General features: G+C 71.3%; 14 protein-coding genes and 1 pseudogene. 5 read left to right on the top strand and 10 right to left on the bottom strand.

Annotated features, from left to right (window positions below):
- From GTW40_RS01115 to GTW40_RS01135, 5 genes and pseudogenes are all read right to left on the bottom strand, one after another.
- Positions 1-831: pseudogene (locus GTW40_RS01115) on the bottom strand (serine/threonine protein phosphatase); the annotation flags it as partial.
- Between the two features lie 292 nt (positions 832-1,123).
- Complete coding sequence (locus GTW40_RS01120; protein ID WP_161178251.1) at positions 1,124-1,813, bottom strand: DUF402 domain-containing protein; 690 nt, start codon at positions 1,811-1,813, stop codon at positions 1,124-1,126.
- Between the two features lie 84 nt (positions 1,814-1,897).
- Positions 1,898-3,286 carry a class II fumarate hydratase gene (locus tag GTW40_RS01125; protein ID WP_161178252.1) on the bottom strand — a complete coding sequence of 463 codons (1,389 nt, stop codon included), beginning with the start codon at positions 3,284-3,286 and terminating at the stop codon, positions 1,898-1,900.
- A gap of 55 nt (positions 3,287-3,341) precedes the next feature.
- Positions 3,342-4,121, bottom strand: coding sequence for an SDR family oxidoreductase (locus tag GTW40_RS01130; RefSeq protein WP_161178253.1), 780 nt, complete (start codon positions 4,119-4,121; stop codon positions 3,342-3,344).
- Positions 4,122-4,192: 71 nt separating this feature from the next.
- Positions 4,193-5,887, bottom strand: a complete 1,695-nt coding sequence (locus GTW40_RS01135; protein ID WP_161178254.1) for a fumarate hydratase — start codon at positions 5,885-5,887, stop codon at positions 4,193-4,195.
- A 186-nt stretch (positions 5,888-6,073) separates the two neighbouring features.
- Here GTW40_RS01135 and GTW40_RS01140 point away from each other — a divergent pair, with 186 nt between their 5' ends.
- Together GTW40_RS01140 and GTW40_RS01145 are read left to right on the top strand one after the other, a co-directional pair.
- Positions 6,074-6,766: a DUF1707 domain-containing protein gene (locus GTW40_RS01140; RefSeq protein ID WP_343245588.1), complete on the top strand. Its 693-nt coding sequence runs from the start codon at positions 6,074-6,076 to the stop codon at positions 6,764-6,766.
- 176 nt (positions 6,767-6,942) lie between these two features.
- Positions 6,943-7,308: a WhiB family transcriptional regulator gene (locus GTW40_RS01145; protein WP_161178255.1), complete on the top strand. Its 366-nt coding sequence runs from the start codon at positions 6,943-6,945 to the stop codon at positions 7,306-7,308.
- 100 nt (positions 7,309-7,408) lie between these two features.
- On the opposite strand, the gene glpX is transcribed toward GTW40_RS01145, so the two are convergent.
- Entirely contained in the window at positions 7,409-8,440 is a 1,032-nt protein-coding gene (gene glpX, locus GTW40_RS01150) for a class II fructose-bisphosphatase (protein ID WP_161178256.1), read from the bottom strand.
- 128 nt (positions 8,441-8,568) lie between these two features.
- Between glpX and GTW40_RS01155 the strand changes: the two genes are divergently transcribed.
- A complete protein-coding gene (locus GTW40_RS01155; RefSeq protein WP_161178257.1) occupies positions 8,569-9,102 on the top strand; it encodes a DUF4245 domain-containing protein in 534 nt (177 codons plus the stop codon).
- Between the two features lie 86 nt (positions 9,103-9,188).
- Here the strand turns inward: GTW40_RS01155 and GTW40_RS01160 are convergent, their stop codons facing one another.
- The 3 genes from GTW40_RS01160 to xseA all read right to left on the bottom strand — a co-directional run bounded on the left by GTW40_RS01160 (position 9,189) and on the right by xseA (position 11,378).
- Complete coding sequence (locus tag GTW40_RS01160) at positions 9,189-9,779, bottom strand: malonic semialdehyde reductase (protein ID WP_161178258.1); 591 nt, start codon at positions 9,777-9,779, stop codon at positions 9,189-9,191.
- Positions 9,780-9,899: 120 nt separating this feature from the next.
- Complete coding sequence (locus tag GTW40_RS01165) at positions 9,900-10,124, bottom strand: exodeoxyribonuclease VII small subunit (RefSeq protein ID WP_161178259.1); 225 nt, start codon at positions 10,122-10,124, stop codon at positions 9,900-9,902.
- A gap of 9 nt (positions 10,125-10,133) precedes the next feature.
- A complete protein-coding gene (gene xseA, locus GTW40_RS01170) occupies positions 10,134-11,378 on the bottom strand; it encodes an exodeoxyribonuclease VII large subunit (protein WP_161178260.1) in 1,245 nt (414 codons plus the stop codon).
- A gap of 90 nt (positions 11,379-11,468) precedes the next feature.
- Between xseA and GTW40_RS01175 the strand changes: the two genes are divergently transcribed.
- Both GTW40_RS01175 and GTW40_RS01180 read left to right on the top strand, forming a co-directional pair.
- A complete protein-coding gene (locus GTW40_RS01175; RefSeq protein WP_202485204.1) occupies positions 11,469-12,485 on the top strand; it encodes a 4-hydroxy-3-methylbut-2-enyl diphosphate reductase in 1,017 nt (338 codons plus the stop codon).
- Positions 12,486-12,602: 117 nt separating this feature from the next.
- A complete protein-coding gene (locus GTW40_RS01180; RefSeq protein ID WP_161178262.1) occupies positions 12,603-13,352 on the top strand; it encodes an ROK family protein in 750 nt (249 codons plus the stop codon).
- 34 nt (positions 13,353-13,386) lie between these two features.
- Here the strand turns inward: GTW40_RS01180 and GTW40_RS01185 are convergent.
- On the bottom strand, positions 13,387-13,809 hold a 423-nt coding region (locus GTW40_RS01185), incomplete at its 5' end, for a DUF6542 domain-containing protein (protein ID WP_161178263.1).

Below are 13,809 nucleotides of genomic sequence, written 5' to 3' on the forward strand. Positions count from 1 at the left end.
CACGAGCGCCTCGCCCTCCTCGCCGAGCAGCTCGGGCAGCGCGGCGCGCGCGGCGGGCGTGTCCGCGAACACCGGACGTACCCCGCGCAGCACCTCGTTCAGCGCGCCGCCGGGGCGCACCTCGCACAGCTCGGCGGTCAGCGCCGCGGGCCCGGAGAGCGCGGCGAGCCCCGGGGACTCGCCGTCCGGGTCGGGGTACGGCGCGGGCAGCAGTGCCTCGGTGTCCCGCTCGTCCGGGACGCGGTCGCTGCGCCGCAGCCGCAGCACCACCGGACCGGTGGGCCGCTCGTCGCCGACGGGCAGCGGGTCGCGCAGATAGACCAGGATCGCGTCCGAGAACGTCGGCACCGTGGCCCGGCACAGCCCCATCACGATCTCGTCGAGATCGAGGCCGCGCGCGATCCGCCGGGTCGCCGCGCCCACGAACCTGAGCCGGTCCCCGTCGCGCCGCATGGGCATCGGGCGGCCCGGCGGCAGACCGCGTCCGGTACGGCGCTCACGGCTGCCCGGCGTCCGGTCCTGCTCGGCGCCCGGCTGTGCCGGAATGCCCTCCGGCGCGGGCCGGGGGCGGTGGGTGCCCTGCTCGGTGGTGGCCGGCTGGGAGTGCTCGGGGCCGTTGACTGGGGGCTCCTTCCCCTTGTTTCCCTTGCCGCCGCCGCGCTTTCGGCGCGGCTCGGTGCCCGGGGCGGACGACTGGCCGTCCGCCCGGGACTGTGCCGGTAAGCCCGGCGCGCCGAGTGGCGGCTGGGTACGCAGCAGCGCCCCGCGGGAGTCCGCGGGGTCCACGCCCGGCTGGGGGCGTTCGAAGGAGGAAGTGGGCTGCTCCGTCACGCGTGTCGAATCCGTCCGTCCGGGGCCGCGCGCCAGGCGCGCGTGTGGTGCCGCCGACATGCCGATACCCGCAATACGTGCCCCGGGAACGGATTTCCCGCGTGGTCAGGGGTGGTTCCGCCGCACGGGGCGTACCTCGCCCGGACGGTGCCGCCGCTCTCGTACCCCTCGCTCACGTCCTGCCGCCCCTCGGTGACATATGGTCAAGCCCGGCGTGTGTTCCGGTAGTTGCTACTCGATGCCCTTGCGGAGGACGATCCTACGTTTGTGGTCCGGGGGCGCATCAAGGGTCTCATGAGGACACGTGCGCGGGCGTACGGTCCCAGTCCTCCGGCAGCGACGGTACCGCCCAGGCGGGGTCGGGGCGCCAGTGCTGCCAGCCGTCCGCGTACGGCGCTCCCCAGGCCCGGATGCCCTCGACCGCCCGCCGGCTCGCCTCCCGCACCCGCTCGGCGGTCTCCGCGTCCATCAGGCCGTCGCGCTGCGCCTGCGCGAACTCGTCCTCGTCGCGCCAGTGCCAACTGCGGTCCGGGTTCACCGAGATGTCCAGGAAGTGGTCCTCGGAGTCGACGCCGCCCGTCCAGCGGGCCAGCGGCTCCTCCAGGTTGACGTACCAGTTCTTGAACCGCCAGCCCGGATCCCAGAACAGCCACACCGACCAGGGCTCGCCGGGCCGCGCCAGCTTCAGCACGCCGGTGCCGAACCAGCGGTCCCGCCGCACCCCGCGCGGCTTGGTGTAGCGGGACTCCAGCGGCTCCAGATGGACCGGGGTGCCGTCGGCCAGCACGGGTTTGACGCACTCGGTGCCGGGCGCCAGCCACACCGCGAGCAGGTCGGCGTCGTCCCGGACGACCGTGACGGGCCGGGCGATGTGAAAGCCGTCACCGGCGTTCTCCCGGTACCGCCACAGGATCGGGGTGCCCGCGGCCCAGTACGTCGTCGTGTCCGTTTCCGCTCGTCTCACCGCTTCGTCGTCCGCCATGGAGAGATATTAGGTGCCATGGGCACCCGATGCCGTGGCGTCCGCCACGGTCGGGCGCCGGTGGCGGAAATCGGCGGACGTCCGTTACGGGTGTGTCATCCGCAGGACATCCAGCGCCTCGTCGAGCTGTTCCCGCGTCAGCTCCCCGCGCTCCAGATAGCCGCCCTCCAGGACGACTTCCCGGATCGTCCTCCGCTCCGTGAGCGACCGCTTGGCGATCCGCGCGGCCTCCTCGTAACCCAGGTACTTGTTCAGCGGGGTGACGACCGAGGGCGACGACTCGGCGTACTCGCGGGCCCGTTCACGGTCGGCGGTGATGCCGTCGATCGTGCGGTCCGCGAGCAGCCGGGAGACGTTGGCCAGGAGCCGCACCGACTCCAGCACGTTCTTGGCCAGCACCGGGAGCATCACGTTCAGCTCGAAGTTCCCCGCCGCACCGGCCATGGCGATCGTCGCGTCGTTGCCGACGACCTGCGCCGCGACCATCAGCACGGCCTCCGGGACGACCGGGTTGACCTTGCCCGGCATGATCGAGGAGCCGGGCTGGAGATCGGGCAGCCGGATCTCCGCCAGCCCCGTCCGCGGCCCCGACGCCATCCAGCGCAGATCGTTGGCGATCTTCGTCAGTCCGACCGCGATGGTCCGCAACTGGCCGCTGGTCTCCACGATCCCGTCGCGCGCCCCCTGTGCCTCGAAGTGGTCGCGTGCCTCGGTGAGCGGCAGCCCGGTGGCCCGCGCGACCTCCTCGATGACGGCGGCGGAGAACCCGGGAGGCGTGTTGATCCCGGTCCCTACGGCCGTCCCGCCGAGCGGCAGCTCGGCCAGCCGGGGCAGCGAGGCACGCAGGCGCTCGACGCCGTACCGCACCTGTGCCGCGTATCCGCCGAACTCCTGACCCAGGGTCACGGGGGTCGCGTCCATCAGGTGTGTGCGCCCCGACTTCACCACGTCGGTGAACTCCTCCGCCTTGCGGGTGAGGGCGTCGGCCAGGTGTTCCAGCGCCGGGATCAGATCGCGGGTGACGGCGGCGGTGGCGGCGATGTGGATCGAGGACGGGAACACGTCGTTGGACGACTGCGAGGCGTTGACGTGGTCGTTCGGGTGCACGTCCCGGCCCAGCCGCTCGCTCGCGAGGGTCGCGATCACCTCGTTGGCGTTCATGTTGGACGACGTGCCCGAGCCGGTCTGGAACACGTCCACGGGGAACTGCTCGTCCCACTTCCCCTCGGCCACCTCTCCGGCGGCCTCCTGGATCGCCTCCGCGACCTCGGGCTCCAGCACCCCGAGCCCCGCGTTCACCTTCGCCGCCGCCCCCTTGATCCTGGCCAGCGCCTCGATGTGCGCCCGCTCCAGCCGCTGCCCGGACACCGGGAAGTTCTCGACGGCACGCTGGGTCTGCGCGCGCCACTTGGCGTGGGCGGGGACGCGGATGTCGCCCATGGAGTCGTGTTCGATGCGGTAGTCGTGACTCATGTCAGGTACAGCGAACGGGGGCGGCGGGATGTTCCTGCCCTGACCCGAACGGGGCTCAGTGCACCGAGAACCCGCCGTCCACGAACAGCGCCTGACCGGTGACGTACGCGGAGGCCCGGCTCGCCAGGAACACGGCCGCGCCCGCGAAGTCCTCGGCCAGCCCGTTGCGCCCGACGAGCGTGCGCGCCGCCAGGGCCCGTACGGTCTCCGGGTCGGACGACAGCCGCGCGTTGAGCGGTGTCATCACGAAGCCCGGCACCAGGGTGTTGCAGGTGACGCCGTACGGCGACCACTCCTCGGCCTGCGAGCGCGCGAGCGACTCCAGCGCGCCCTTGGACACGCCGTACGCCCCGGAGTGGGCGAACGCGCGGTGCGCCTGCTGGGAGCTGATGTGGATGATCCGGCCGAAGCCCCGCTCGGCCATGCCGGGTGCGAAGCGCCGGCTGAGCAGGTGGGGCGCCTGGAGGTTCACGGCCAGGGTGAGGTCCCAGTCGTGTTCGGTCAGCTCGCTCATCGGGGGACGGAGGTTGATCCCGGCGCAGTTGACGAGGATGTCGGGCTCGCCGAACTCCTTCACGACCTCGTCGGCCGCCGCCCGCACCCCCTCACGGCTGCCGAGATCGGCGCTCACCCAGGCCGCCCGGCAGCCGAGCGCGGTGAGCTGCGCGGCCGTCGCCTCCAGCGCCTCCTTGCCCCGCGCGACGATGACCACCGACGCCCCGGCCCGCGCCAGCGCCTCGGCGATCCCCCGCCCGATCCCGGAACTCCCTCCGGTCACGACGGCGACGCGGCTTTCGAGGGAGAAGAGCCCGGAGAGGTATGCGGGGGAAGTCATGCCCGCACCCTAGAACGGGCCTGGGGGCCAACGTCGGTCGGCCCCCAGGGTGTTGTCGCTCAGGGAGTTCCTCAGCCGAGCCCAGGTCCCCGCACCGGAATGCTGGTGAACGTCGGCGCGGGCGCCGGGTCCTGGAAGAAGTCGTTGCCCTTGTCGTCCACGACGATGAACGCCGGGAAGTCCTCGACCTCGATCTTCCAGACCGCCTCCATGCCGAGCTCCTCGTACTCGACGACCTCGACCTTCTTGATGCAGTCCTGGGCGAGACGGGCGGCCGGGCCGCCGATGGAGCCCAGGTAGAAGCCGCCGTGCGCGTCGCACGCGTCGGTGACCTGCTTGCTGCGGTTGCCCTTGGCCAGCATCACCTTGGAGCCGCCCGCCGCCTGGAACTGCTCGACGTAGGAGTCCATGCGCCCGGCGGTGGTCGGACCGAAGGAACCGGAGGCGTACCCCTCGGGGGTCTTGGCCGGACCCGCGTAGTACACCGGGTGGTCCTTCAGGTACTGCGGCATCTCCTCGCCCGCGTCAAGGCGTTCCTTGATCTTGGCGTGCGCGATGTCGCGGGCCACGACCAGCGGACCGGTGAGGGAAAGCCGCGTCTTGACCGGGTACTTGGTCAGCTCGGCGAGGATCGTGTCCATCGGCTGGTTGAGGTCGATCTTGACGACGTCACCGTCGGCCTCCAGGCCCGCGGCGGAGCCGCTGTTGAGCTCGGCGTCCGTCGTCTCCGGCAGGAACCGCGCCGGGTCCGTCTCCAGCTGCTCCAGGAACACACCCTCGGCGGTGATCTTCGCGACGGCCTGGCGGTCCGCCGAGCAGGAGACCGCGATGGCGACCGGGCAGGACGCGCCGTGGCGCGGGAGACGTACCACGCGCACGTCGTGGCAGAAGTACTTGCCGCCGAACTGCGCGCCGATGCCGATCTTCTGCGTCAGCTCGAAGACCTTCTCCTCCAGCTCCTTGTCCCGGAAGCCGTGGCCCAGCTCCGAGCCCTCGGCCGGGATCTCGTCCAGGTAGTGCGCGGAGGCGTACTTGGCGGTCTTCAGGGCGAACTCGGCGGACGTACCGCCGACCACGATCGCCAGGTGGTACGGCGGGCAGGCGGCCGTACCCAGCGAACGGATCTTCTCCTCCAGGAACTTCATCATGGAGGCCTCGTTCAGGACGGCCTTCGTCTCCTGGTAGAGGAACGACTTGTTGGCGGAGCCGCCGCCCTTGGCCATGAAGAGGAACTTGTAGGCGCCGCCGTCGGTGGCGTACAGCTCGATCTGCGCGGGGAGGTTGGAGCCGGTGTTCTTCTCCTCCCACATGGTGAGCGGAGCCATCTGCGAGTAGCGCAGGTTGAGGTTCAGGTACGCGTCGTAGATGCCGCGGCTCAGCGCCTCCTCGTCGCGGCCCTCGGTCAGCACGTTCTGGCCGCGCTTGCCCATGACGATCGCGGTGCCGGTGTCCTGGCACATGGGCAGCACGCCCGCCGCCGCGATGTTCGCGTTCTTGAGCAGGTCGAGGGCGACGAACTTGTCGTTGCCGGACGCCTCGGGGTCGTCGATGATCCGGCGGAGCTGGGCGAGGTGGGCCGGGCGCAGATAGTGCTGGATGTCGTGGATCGCCTCTTCGGCCAGCTTGCGCAGCGCCTCCGGCTCCACCGTGAGGAACGTCCGCCCGTCCGGCCCCTCGACGGTGGACACGCCCTCGGAGGTCACCAGCCGGTACGGGGTGGTGTCCTCTCCCTGGGGGAGCAGATCGGTGTACGCGAACTCAGGCATCTCAGCCCATTCCTCACTCGACGGACGGTCCCGCCGACGCTGGCGGGCCTGTCCAGCGTAGAACCCCTTTCGGGGCGGGCTCTTGTGAGGTAAGGCTCAGTTGCGACACGCCGGGAGTGCGCGGCGAGTGCGCGACTTATCCACACCCCCTAGTCGCGATCTATCGCGTTTGGGTACTCTGCCGTCGTGGACCTTCAGAAGCACGCCCAGACCCCGGGCACGGAGGCGCGCCTGCCCGAGCTGCGCGCCTCCGACGCCGACCGCGACCGCGTCACCGACATCCTCCGCGAGGCCCTGGCCGAGGGCCGGCTGACCGCCGAGGAGCACGCCGAGCGCGTCGAGGGGGTGCTGCACAGCAAGACGGTCGGCGAGCTGGACGTCTACATCCAGGACCTCCCGGCCGGCCACGAGCGGCCCGCCCCGGCCGCCGCCCCGGCCCGCCCGATACCCGGCGCGGTCCCGGCCGACGCCGACGCCAGTGTGGTCGCCGTCTTCAGCAGCGCCGTGCGCCGGGGCCGCTGGCGCGCCGGGCGCCGGTTGCACGCGTTCGCGGTCTTCGGCAGCGTCGAGATCGACCTCAGCGAGGCCGTCTTCGAGTACCAGCAGGTGGTGATCAAGGCGATCTCGGTCTTCGGGGACGTCCAGATCCGCGTCCCGGAGAACGTGTCGCTGCGCGGCACCGGCGGCGGTGTGATGGGCAACTTCGAGGTCAGCACCCGCGACTCGACCGACTCCCAGGCTCCCGTGATCTACGTGGACGGGTGGGCCGTCATGGGCAACGTCGAGGCCAGGCCCAAGCGCGGCCGCTTCGTGGCGGACATCCTCGACCGGGTCCAGGACAAGGTCGACCACAAGCTGCGCAAACACCTGGACCGTTGACGGTCGCGAATTCCGGTGCGGTCCGCGGGCATGTCGCACACCGGCACCCGGGCGCGAGGGGGTGCGAACAGGCCGCCGCGCGCCCGGGGTTGGGGACGCAGTGCATAGGCGCGCGCACAGCGGGTAGGGCTTGCTGCATCGTCTCTCGCTCGCGAAGCCGTCGTCAGGAGTAGACCGTGCTGCAACCGCCGCGTTCGTCCCTGCAGGTCGCCGCCGTCCCGGCCCAGCGGTCACCGAAGCGGGACAGGGACCAGGACGCGCCCTGGCACACCGAGGCGGTGTGCCGGCGTGACGAGGCCACCCTGTTCTTCGCCCCGTCGAAGGAACCGACCGCCGCCCGGCTCTCCCGCGAGGAGGCCGCCAAGCGCGTCTGCGCCCGCTGCCCGGTCATGGTCGAATGCCGCGAACACGCCCTCCTCCAGCCCGAGCCCTACGGCGTCTGGGGCGGCCTGACGGCGGCCGAACGCCGCGTGGTCCTGGCCCGCCGGAGGCGCCGCGAGGTGGAGTTGAAGAAGGCAACGGCACCCCGCATAGCGGGCTGAGGGGTCAAGGTTTTTTGCCTTTAGGGGCGCGGGGAACTGCGCGACCAGCCACAACGCGACCGGCACTCGCGACCGAACCCCGCCCCCTCCCCGGTAGGCGCTACTTCGCCCGATCGAAATCGACCGCGCTGTAAGCCCGCAGCTTGCTCAGCCGATGCTCGGAGTCGATCCTCCGCACCGTCCCCGACTTGGACCGCATCACGATCGAGTCGGTGGTGGCCGTCTCCGACCGGTACCGCACCCCCCGCAGCAACTCCCCGTCCGTGATCCCGGTCGCCACGAAGAACACGTTCTCCCCGTTGACGAGATCCTCGGTGGTGAGCACCCGGTCCAGATCGTGACCGGCGGCGATCGCCCGCTCCCGCTCGGCCTCGTCCTTGGGCCACAGCTTGCCCTGGATGGTCCCGCCGAGACACTTGACCGCGCAGGCAGAGATGATCCCCTCGGGGGTGCCTCCGATGCCGAGCAGCAGATCGATGCCCGTGCCCTCGCGCAGCGCCAGGATCGAGCCCGCGACGTCGCCGTCGGTGATCAGCTTGATCCGCGCACCGGTCTCCCGGATCTCCCTGACCAGCTCCTCGTGACGGGGCCGGTCGAGCACGACGACGGTGACGTCCTCGGGCGCGCACCCCTTGGCTTTGGCGACCCGGCGGATGTTGACCGCCACGGGCGCGTTGATGTCCACGAAGTCGGCGGCCTCGGGGCCGGTGACCAGCTTGTCCATGTAGAACACGGCGGACGGGTCGAACATGGCGCCGCGCTCGGCGGCGGCCAGCACCGCGATCGCGTTCGGCATGCCCTTGGCGGTCAGCCTGGTCCCGTCGATCGGGTCGACGGCGATGTCGACCTCGGGCCCGGTGCCGTCACCCACCCGTTCCCCGTTGAACAGCATGGGCGCTTCGTCCTTCTCGCCCTCGCCGATGACGACGACGCCGTTCATCGAGACGGTGGAGACGAGGGTCCGCATGGCACGTACCGCGGCCCCGTCGGCGCCGTTCTTGTCGTCCCTCCCGACCCAGCGGCCCGCGGCCATCGCGGCGGCTTCGGTCACGCGGACCAGTTCCAGGGCGAGGTTGCGGTCGGGAGCTTCGGAGGGGACATCGAGTTCGGACGGCAGATGATGCTCGGTCATCGGAGCGCACCTTTCTGATACGACGACGGCCGGATGAGGGTTCGATTCCCGACTCTAACGCCAGGCCGACAAAATGAGCAGGGGGCCCCACGGATGAGCGCGCGGGGGTACCTGCGACCATAGGGCACGTGGCAGGAACGAACGGCAAGCAGAAGACGGCCAAGGACATGATCCTTTCCTTGGTCCTCATCGGTCTCGCGGCGGCGGTCGTCTACGTCTTCGTCCCGCACGACGATCACGCTCCCGACCTCAAGCGGGTCGACTACACGGTGGAGACGGCCGGTGCGCGCCGTGCGGCGAGCTACCCGTTGGCCGCCCCCGTGGGGCTCCCGAGTACCTGGAAAGCGACCTCCGTACGCTTCCAGGGCGACGATTCCGACCGCTGGCACCTCGGCTTCCAGGCGCCCGGCGGCCAGTACGTGCAGGTGGAGCAGTCCGCGGGCAAGCGCGCCGACTTCATCGACCAGGCGACCCAGGGCGCCAAGGCGACCAAGGAGACCGAGCGCATCGACGGCCGCACCTGGACCCGGTACACCGGAGGCCGCTACGACGGCCTGGTCCTGGAGGACACCCCCGGCTCCACGACTGTGGTCGCGGGCACCGCGTCCTTCGACCGGTTGGCCACGATGGCGGCCGCGCTGGAGATGAAGACCGCGAAGTAGTACGAACGAAAAGAAGTAGTACGAACGAAAAGGGGCCCCGGACGGAATCCGGGGCCCCTTCGTCGTGCGACGCGCGGTACGACCGCTCAGACGGTGGTGACGACGTCGTCGTACGCCAGGCGCGGCGAGCGCGGGTACCAGGCGTCCGGGCCCGGGTGGCCGATGTTCACGACCATCAGCGGCGTGTGGTCGTCGTCCAGGAACTCCTTGCGGACGCCCTCGAAGTCGAAGCCGGTCATCGGGCCCGCCGCCAGGCCGGCCGCGCGGATACCGACGAGGAAGTAGGCGGCCTGGAGCGCGGCGTTCATCGCGGCGGAGCGCTCACGCACCGGGCGCTCGGCGAAGAACAGGTCCTTGGCCTGCGGGAACGCCGGGAACAGGGCCGGCAGCTCCTCGTGGAACTCGTTGTCCGCCGACAGGATCGCGACCAGCGGCGCGGTGGCCGTCTTGGACTTGTTGCCGTCGGCCATGAGGGCCACCAGGCGCTCGCGGGCCTCGGGGGAGCGGACCAGGGTGATGCGCAGCGGGGTCTGGTTGAAGGCGGTCGGGCCGAACTTGACCAGGTCGTAGATCGCCCGGACCTGCTCGTCGGTCACCGGCTCGTCGGTGAAGGTGTTCGCGGTGCGGGCCTCGCGGAACAGCAGGTCCTGGGCGGCCGGGTCGAGAACGAGAGACATGCGTGACTTCCTCGGATACGCGTCCGGCCCGAGGTGCCGGGCCGACTGAACGGGACGACCCTACGCGAGAGAAGTTAAAGCTTTAACGAAGGGTGCGCGCCCCGTGAAGCGCGCGGCCCGCTACTCGTCCCCCTCGGCCTCCGCCTCCTCCGCCAGCGCCGCGTCCAGCCGCGCCCGCGCCCCCTCCAGCCAGCGGCGGCACACCTTGGCCAGCTCCTCGCCGCGCTCCCACAGCGCCAGCGACTCCTCCAGCGTCGTACCGCCCGCCTCCAGGCGCCGTACGACGTCGATCAACTCGTCCCGCGCCTGCTCGTACGACAGCGCCTCGTCCACCTTGCTGGTCATCCGCCCACCCTAAGCATCGCCACCGACATCCCCACCGGTATCCCCACCGGCATTCACCCGCACCGCGAACTCGCCCCCCGCGACCCGCGCCCGCAGCGCCTCGCCGTCCGTCACCTCGTCCGGCGCGCGCACCACGTGGCCGTCCGCCTTCTGGAGCACCGCGTACCCCCGGCGGAGCGTGGCGGCGGGGGAGAGGGCCACCACACGCGCGTGCGTGTGGGTCAGCTCGGAGTCGGCGCGGTCCAGGAGGTGGCCGAGGGTACGGCGGCCGCGCTCCAGCAGGGCGTCCACCTGCGCCGACCGCTCGTCCAGCATCCGGTGCGGCCGCTCCATGGCGGGCCGGGCCAGCGCGTGCGCGAGACCCCGCTCCTCGCGCTCCAGGACCGCGCGCACACAGCGTCGCCCCCGGTCGCGCAGCATCCGCACCCGCTCGAACTCCTCGCCCACGTCCGGTACGACCTTCTTGGCCGCGTCGGTCGGCGTGGAGGCCCGCAGATCGGCCACCAGGTCGAGCAGCGGACTGTCCGGCTCGTGCCCGATGGCGGAGACGACCGGCGTACGGCACGCGGACACCGCCCGCACCAGCTCCTCGTCGGAGAACGGCAGCAGATCCTCCACGCTGCCGCCGCCGCGGGCCACGACGATGACGTCCACCTCGTCCATCGCGTCCAGCTCCTTGACCGCCCCCACGACCTGCGGCACCGCGTGCACCCCCTGCACCGCGACATTGCGCACCTCGAAGCGGACGGCGGGCCAGCGGTGCCGGGCGTTCTCCAGCACGTCCCGCTCCGCCGCCGAGGCCCGCCCGCAGACCAGCCCGATCAGCTGGGGCAGGAACGGCAGCGGCTTCTTCCGGTCGGCCGCGAACAGCCCCTCGGCCGCCAGCGACTTCTTCAGCCGCTCAAGACGGGCCAGCAGCTCGCCCACGCCGACGGGCCGTATCTCGGCGGCGCGCAGCGAGAGCTGCCCGCGCGGGGCGTACCACTCCGGCTTGGCAAGGACCACGACCCGCGCACCCTCACCGACCACGTCCGCGACCGCGTCGAACACCTGGCGGTAGCACGTCACGCTCACCGAGATGTCGTGCGAGGGGTCGCGCAGGGTCAGGAAGACCACCCCGGCCCCCGGCCGCCGCGACAACTGCGTGATCTGCCCCTCGACCCACACCGCGCCGAGCCGGTCGATCCAGCCGCCGATGAGCCGGGAGACGTCACCGACGGGCAGCGGGGCTTCGGGGGACGTGTTCACAGCCATGCGGCGAGCGTAACGGCCGCCACCGACAAAGGAGCTGTCCGCCGAACACCCCCCTGGGGGGATCTACGGGGCCCCGGGCCCGGCCTTACGATGGGACGCATGACCGCTTCGCCTGGCCGCCGTGTCCTGCTCGCCGCCCCCCGGGGCTACTGCGCCGGTGTGGACCGCGCCGTGATCGCCGTCGAGAAGGCCCTCGAACAGTACGGGGCCCCGATCTACGTCCGCCACGAGATCGTCCACAACAAGTACGTCGTCCAGACCCTGGAGAAGAAGGGCGCGATCTTCGTCGAGCAGACGGAGGAGGTGCCGCCGGGCAACATCGTCATGTTCTCCGCCCACGGCGTCGCCCCCACCGTGCACGAGGAGGCCCAGCGCGGGCGTCTGGCCACCATCGACGCCACCTGCCCCCTGGTCACCAAGGTCCACAAGGAGGCCGTCCGCTACGCCAAGGACGACTACGACATCCTCCTGATCGGCCACGAGGGCCACGAGGAGGTCATCGGCACCTCCGGCGAGGCCCCCGAGCACATCCAGCTCGTCGACGGCCCCGAGGACGTCGCCAAGGTCGAGATCCGCGACCCGTCCAAGGTCGTCTGGCTCTCCCAGACCACGCTCTCCGTCGACGAGACCATGGAGACCGTCGACGCCCTGAAGGCCAAGTTCCCGGGCCTGGTCTCCCCGCCGAGCGACGACATCTGCTACGCCACGCAGAACCGTCAGCTCGCCGTGAAGCAGATGGGTGCCGAGGCCGAGCTGGTCATCGTGGTCGGCTCGCGCAACTCCTCCAACTCCGTGCGGCTCGTCGAGGTCGCCAAGCTCGCCGGTTCCCGCGAGGCGTACCTCGTGGACTTCGCGAGCGAGATCGACGAGACGTGGCTGGAGGGCGTCACCACGGTCGGCGTCACCTCCGGCGCCTCCGTCCCCGAGGTCCTCGTCGAAGAGGTCCTGGAGTGGCTGTCCGCGCGCGGCTACGGCGACGTGGAGCTGGTCAAGGCGGCCGAGGAGTCCATCACCTTCTCCCTCCCCAAGGAACTGCGCCGCGACCTGCGCGACGAGGCGGCGACGCTGATGGCGGAGCGCGGGGGCAGCGGGGCGTCCGAGGCGTGACGGTCCCCGGGGTGTGACGGTCCCCGGGGTGTGACGGTCATCGGCGTGCGGGGAGCCCCGTACGCCGATGGGGATGCCCGGAGCGTGACCGTCAGTCGTACGTCGTAACGTGTTGCCATGCAGATCTTCGGCGTGGACATCGGCGGTTCCGGGATCAAGGGTGCCCCGGTGGACCTGGACAAGGGCGATCTCGCCCAGGAGCGCTGCAAGGTGCTCACCCCGCACCCGGCGACCCCCGAGGGCGTCGCCGACGGCGTGAAGCAGGTGATCGACCACTTCGGGTGGACGGGCCCGGTCGGGCTGACCTTCCCCGGAGTGATCGCGGACGGCGCGACGGTCCTGACGGCGGCCAACGTCGACAAGAGCTGGATCGACACCGACGCCCGCGCCCTGTTCAGCGAGCGGCTGGGCGGGCTCCCGGTGACCCTGGTCAACGACGCGGACGCGGCGGGCCTGGCCGAGATGAAGTTCGGCGCCGGACGCGGCCGTACGGGCACGGTCATCGTCCTCACCTTCGGCACCGGCATCGGCAGCGCGGTCTTCAGCGACGGCGTGCTGGTCGCCAACACAGAGCTGGGCCACCTGGAGCTGAACGGCCACGACGCCGAGAAGAAGGCGTCCAGCAAGGCCAAGGAAGACGGCGAGCTGAGCTGGGAGCACTGGGCGCGGCGGGTGCAGAAGTACCTGGCCCACCTGGAGATGCTCTTCTCGCCCAACCTGTTCATCATCGGCGGCGGCGTCAGCCGCAAGGCCGAGAAGTTCCTCCCGCACATCAAGGGCATCAAGGCCGAGATCGTCCCGGCCCAGCTGCAGAACAACGCGGGGATCGTGGGCGCGGCGATGCGGGCGGCGCAGTCGGAGCAGTAGGGGTGCGGTAGGTATTCCGGCGCCGGGCCGGTGGTCAGCGGGAGTTCCGGCCCGGCGTCGCCCCGGGGTCGGTGGCGGCCCGGCGCCGCCGCTCCCGTACCCACCGCACCCGTCGTACGAGCACGATCACCCCGGCGATCAGCGTGCCGCCGTAGAGCCAGGCCGCCTGGGTGGCGAGGCCGGTGAACAGCCCCATCAGCCGGGCGAGCAGGCCCGCGCCTCCGTCGGTGAGCGGGAAGAGCCCCACGCCGAAGGCGATCGGCACGACCACCGGCGCGGTCAGCAGATCGCCGCCGCGCACCCACAGCGCGGTCAGCACGCAGACGGGCAGGAACAGCACGCCGTACCCGGTCAGGGACGCGTCGAACAGCAGCAGGTCCAGCCAGCCGAGCAGATACATCGCCAGCGCGCAGAAGAGGCCGCCGCCGAGGCCGGTGAGCCGGGGCCCCGGCAGCCC

The organism is Streptomyces sp. SID4985, assembly GCF_009863025.1.
In the GTDB taxonomy this organism is placed as follows: Bacteria; Actinomycetota; Actinomycetes; order Streptomycetales; family Streptomycetaceae; genus Streptomyces.

Coding starts and splice junctions, on each gene's coding strand:
- GTW40_RS01125 (WP_161178252.1), bottom strand. CDS start 3,286: ATGAGTCACGACTACCGCATCGAACACGACTCCATGGGCGACATCCGC.
- GTW40_RS01160 (WP_161178258.1), bottom strand. CDS start 9,779: ATGTCTCTCGTTCTCGACCCGGCCGCCCAGGACCTGCTGTTCCGCGAG.
- xseA (WP_161178260.1), bottom strand. CDS start 11,378: ATGGCTGTGAACACGTCCCCCGAAGCCCCGCTGCCCGTCGGTGACGTC.
- GTW40_RS01180 (WP_161178262.1), top strand. CDS start 12,603: ATGCAGATCTTCGGCGTGGACATCGGCGGTTCCGGGATCAAGGGTGCC.
- GTW40_RS01135 (WP_161178254.1), bottom strand. CDS start 5,887: ATGCCTGAGTTCGCGTACACCGATCTGCTCCCCCAGGGAGAGGACACC.
- GTW40_RS01175 (WP_202485204.1), top strand. CDS start 11,469: ATGGGACGCATGACCGCTTCGCCTGGCCGCCGTGTCCTGCTCGCCGCC.
- GTW40_RS01165 (WP_161178259.1), bottom strand. CDS start 10,124: ATGACCAGCAAGGTGGACGAGGCGCTGTCGTACGAGCAGGCGCGGGAC.
- GTW40_RS01120 (WP_161178251.1), bottom strand. CDS start 1,813: ATGGCGGACGACGAAGCGGTGAGACGAGCGGAAACGGACACGACGACG.
- GTW40_RS01130 (WP_161178253.1), bottom strand. CDS start 4,121: ATGACTTCCCCCGCATACCTCTCCGGGCTCTTCTCCCTCGAAAGCCGC.
- glpX (WP_161178256.1), bottom strand. CDS start 8,440: ATGACCGAGCATCATCTGCCGTCCGAACTCGATGTCCCCTCCGAAGCT.